We start from the raw sequence: 4,567 nt of genomic DNA, 5'->3' as shown, positions 1-4,567 counted from the left end.
CTTGGCGATCGGGGTGCGAGTCGGACAGGTACATGGTGCGGCCGTCGGGGCTGAATGCCATGCCGTTGGGCACGACCCATACAAGAACTGAACATGGCCGAAACCAACCTTCCACCGAATGACGATGGCGTAACCGCGCCGGAAGTCACGCGCAAGAAGCAGCGTCGTATTTCCTGGATCTGGCTGGTGCCGGTCGTGGCCTTGCTGGCTGGCTTGTCGCTGGTGGTACGCACCTGGATGCAGGTGGGGCCGGAAGTCGCGATCATCTTCAACACCGCCGAGGGGCTGGAGGTTGGCAGGACACAAGTGCGCTACAAGGATGTCGTGGTGGGCACGGTGCAGAACATCCATTTCAACGAAGACCGCTCCAAGGTGGTGGTGCGCGCGCAACTGACCAAAGAGGCGGCCGGCCTGGCGGCGGACGGCACCAATTTCTGGGTGGTGCGGCCGCGGCTGGGCATTACGGGGGTGTCCGGGTTGGGCACATTGTTGTCCGGGGCCTATATCGGCGTGGATGCGCCGGATGGGGCAGGGGCATCCACCACGGCCACCAAGTTCGAGTTCGTGGGCCTGGAAACCCCGCCGCCCGTCACCCACGACCGCGACGGCAAGCGCTTCACATTGAAGGCCCACGACCTGGGTTCGCTGGATATCGGTTCCCCTGTGTATTTCCGCCGCATCAACGTGGGCCGGGTCATAGGCTACAAACTCGACGGCAGCGGCCAGGCGGTCAATGTGGAAGTGTTTGTCGATGCGCCCAACGACAAGTTCGTCACCCAGGGCACGCGTTTCTGGAACGCCAGCGGGGTAGACCTGTCGGTCGACGGCAGCGGGCTGAAGCTGCACACGCAATCGCTGGTATCGCTGGCGGTGGGCGGCGTGGCCTTTGCCCAGGTGAACGACAATGCGGGGGGCAGCGCCGAGGGATCCGAGTTCCAGCTGTATAGCAATGAAGCCGAGGCCAAGGCCAACCCCGACGGCGATCCCGTGCCCATCCGCATGCGATTCGATCAGTCCGTGCGTGGCCTGAGCGTGGGCGCCACGGTCGACTTCCAGGGTATTGCCCTGGGCGAAGTCACGGATATCACCATTGATTTCGACAACGACAAGAAGCGTTTCTATGCCCTGGTCGATGCGTCGCTGTACCCCGAGCGCCTGGGCTCGGTGTACGACCGGGTACATGAACGCGCCCTGGAGGCTGGAGACGACACCGAAGGCAAGCTGCTGGCCGCCATGATCAAACACGGGCTGCGGGGCCAGTTGCGCACGGCCAATCTGCTGACCGGGCAGTTGTACGTGGTGCTGGCGCACTTCCCGGACGCGCCGCCGGTGAAATTCGAGCTGTCCGACCCGGTCATGATTCCCACCATACCGGGCAATCTGGAGCAGCTTCAGCAGCAGCTGACCAACATTGTCGATAAGATCGACAAGATTCCGTTCGAGCAGATCGGCCGCGATTTGCGCACCACGCTGGCAAGCACCTCGCGCCTGATGTCCAACCTGGACAAGACGCTGGCGCCCGAGGCGCGGGCCACGCTGCGCGCGGCGCGGCAGTCGCTGGACAATATCAATCAGTTGCTGGCCAACGATGCCGCCTTGCCCGCCAATGCCGAACGCGCCATGCAGGAACTGGGGCGCGCGGCGCGTTCGCTGCGCGCGCTGGCCGATTATCTGCAGGCCAATCCCGAAGCCCTGATCCGCGGCCGTGGCGACGATCCCTTGCCCGGCGGCAACTAGGCGCGAGGCTCCCATTGTGAACAGGCCCTGATCCATGCGCACCAGAAACTTTGTCCCCTTGCTGTCCACCCTGGCGCTGTCGGCGTTGCTGGCGGGGTGCGGCAGTTCGCCCCCGGCACGGTTCTACACGCTGCAGCCGCCGCCGCAAGCTGCGGCAGCCCCCGAGGGGCGGGCGGGTTTTCAGATCGAGATTGCCCCCGTCACGGTTCCGTTGCAGGCCGACCAGCCGCAGATCATGCTGCAGGGCGCCGGCAACGGCAGCCTGGCTCCGCTGTATTCCGAGCGCTGGAGCGCGCCGCTGGCCGACGAGATCGGCAGTGCGCTGTCCGATACGCTGACGCGCACCCTGGGCGCGCTGAATGTGCAGACAATACGATCGGCCGACGACACCCCGGTATGGCGGGTGCAGGTGGACGTGCAGCGCTTCGACATGATAGAAGGCGGCCCGGCGAGGCTGGACGCCACCTGGCGCGCGCGGCCCATCAACCTGAAGAGCGCCCGGGCCCTGGTATGCCGTACCGCGGTAGAGGTGCCGGCCGAGGGCGGCGGCATCGAGGCCCTGGTACGCGCCCAACAACATGCCGCGGCCTTGCTGGCGCAGACTATCGCCTCGGGGATCCAGGCGCAAGGCGCCCGTGCCACGCCTGCCGGGCCACAAGTCCGGGTTATAGGGTGCGAATAACACGGGTTAACCCTTAAAGGTTAACCATAGTTCAAAGCGGGTTGTATCTTCCTTAGTATTACGGTTCAACCGACAGGGCGGCTGGACCGTGCGCGGCGCGCGGCGGCAGGCCGGCCTATGTGCTAAGGAAACCCAATTCATCATGGCCAGTACCACACTGGGCGTCAAGGTGGACGACACCTTGCGCGATCGCCTGAAGGCGGCCGCGCGCAAACTGGGCTGCACGCCGCACTGGCTGCACAAGCAGGCACTGCTGGCTTATCTGGACAAGATCGAACGCGGCCACCTGCCGGCGGAAATCTCGCATCTGTCGGAGGACGGCGCCGACGATGACGGCATCGACCCCGATGCGCAGATCGTCACGCCGCCGTTCTTTGAGTTCGGCCAGGATGTGCAGCCGCAATCGGTGCTGCGCGCCGCCATTACCGCGGCGTACCGCCGGCCCGAGCCCGAGTGCGTGCCGCTGTTGCTGGGCCAGGCGCGCATGCCCCAGCCCGAGAAAATCCACGCCCTGGCGAGCCGCCTGGTGCAGGCATTGCGCGACAAGCGTGGCGGTGGCGGGGTGGAGGGGCTGATCCAGGAGTTTTCGCTGTCCAGCCAGGAAGGCGTGGCGCTGATGTGCCTGGCCGAAGCCCTGCTGCGCATTCCGGACCGCGCCACGCGCGACGCGCTGATCCGCGACAAGATCGCGCATGGCGACTGGCGTTCGCACATGGGCGGATCGCAATCGCTGTTCGTCAATGCCGCCACCTGGGGCCTGATGCTGACGGGCAAGCTGGTCAGCGTCAACAGCGAGCAGTCGCTGTCCAAGGCCCTTACCCGCCTGATCGGCAAGGGGGGCGAGCCGTTGGTGCGCAAGGGTGTCAACCTGGCCATGCGCATGATGGGCGAGCAGTTCGTGTCGGGCCAGACCATTTCCGAGGCCCTGGCCAATAATCGCAAGCTCGAGGCCAGGGGCTTCCGCTATTCGTACGACATGCTGGGTGAGGCCGCCACTACCAGCGAAGACGCGGACCGCTATTACGCATCGTATGAGCAGGCTATCCATGCCATCGGCAAGGCCGCCGCGGGACGGGGCATTTATGAAGGGCCGGGCATTTCCATCAAGTTGTCGGCGCTGCACCCGCGGTATGCGCGGGCCCAGCGTGAACGCGTCATGGAAGAGCTGCTGCCGCGCGTTACCGCGCTGACGCTGCTGGCGCGCGGCTACGACATAGGCTTGAACATCGACGCCGAAGAGGCCGACCGGTTGGAAATCTCGCTGGACCTGCTCGAAGCCCTGTGCATGACGCCCGAACTCGAAGGCTGGAACGGCATAGGTTTCGTGGTGCAGGCCTATCAGAAGCGGGCGCCGTTCGTCATCGATTGCGTGATCGACCTGGCACGCCGCAGCCGCCATCGCATCATGGTGCGGCTGGTAAAAGGGGCCTATTGGGACACGGAAATCAAGCGGGCCCAGGTCGACGGCCTGGAAGGGTACCCGGTGTACACACGCAAGGTGTATACCGACGTGGCCTACCTGGCGTGCGCGCGCAAGCTGCTGGCCGCGCCCGAGGCGGTATACCCGCAATTCGCCACGCACAATGCGTATACCCTGGCGGCCGTCCATCAATTAGCGGGGCAGAACTACTACCCGGGACAATACGAATTCCAGTGCCTGCATGGCATGGGCGAACCTCTGTACGAAGAGGTGGTGGGCCCGGTGGCTCAAGGCAAGCTGAACCGGCCTTGCCGTATCTACGCGCCCGTGGGCACGCATGAAACGCTGCTGGCCTACCTGGTGCGGCGCCTGCTCGAAAACGGCGCCAATACCTCGTTCGTGAATCTGATCGGCGACGAGAGCATCGCCATCGATGATCTGGTGGCCGATCCCGTCGAAGTGGCCATGCGGATCGCGCCGCTGGGCGCGCCGCACGAGAAAATTCCCTTGCCGCGCGAACTGTACGGCGCCGCCGACAGCGGCGCGCGCCCGAACTCCGCAGGCCTGGACCTGACCAACGAGCACCGGCTGGGTTCGCTGGCGGCGTCGCTGCTGGCCAGCACGGCCACGCCCTGGCAGGCCATGCCGCTGCTGGGCGATGGGGTGCACGGGCGCCTTGTCCGGATCGTCGTCGTTGTCTTTGGGGGCGTGGGCCTGGTCGTCGGCCG

3 protein-coding genes and 1 pseudogene are annotated in these 4,567 nt (G+C 65.4%); 3 read left to right on the top strand and 1 reads right to left on the bottom strand.

The features are described from left to right. Nucleotides 1-76 (bottom strand): annotated as a pseudogene (locus LPZ50_RS22145) (SMP-30/gluconolactonase/LRE family protein); the annotation flags it as partial. Between the two features lie 17 nt (nucleotides 77-93). Here LPZ50_RS22145 and LPZ50_RS22140 point away from each other — a divergent pair. From LPZ50_RS22140 to LPZ50_RS22130, 3 genes are all read left to right on the top strand, one after another. After that, a complete protein-coding gene (locus tag LPZ50_RS22140) occupies nucleotides 94-1,737 on the top strand; it encodes an intermembrane transport protein PqiB (protein ID WP_230664992.1) in 1,644 nt (547 codons plus the stop codon). Between the two features lie 34 nt (nucleotides 1,738-1,771). Beyond that, entirely contained in the window at nucleotides 1,772-2,419 is a 648-nt protein-coding gene (locus LPZ50_RS22135) for a PqiC family protein (RefSeq protein WP_230664990.1), read from the top strand. A gap of 142 nt (nucleotides 2,420-2,561) precedes the next feature. Continuing rightward, a partial coding sequence (locus LPZ50_RS22130; protein WP_230664988.1) for a proline dehydrogenase family protein occupies nucleotides 2,562-4,567 on the top strand: 2,006 nt, incomplete at its 3' end.

Origin of the sequence: Bordetella petrii, assembly GCF_020991325.1 — a bacterium.
Classification (GTDB): Bacteria; Pseudomonadota; Gammaproteobacteria; order Burkholderiales; family Burkholderiaceae_B; genus Bordetella_A; species Bordetella_A petrii_E.
This window is presented reverse-complemented; position numbering and strand designations above follow the sequence as displayed.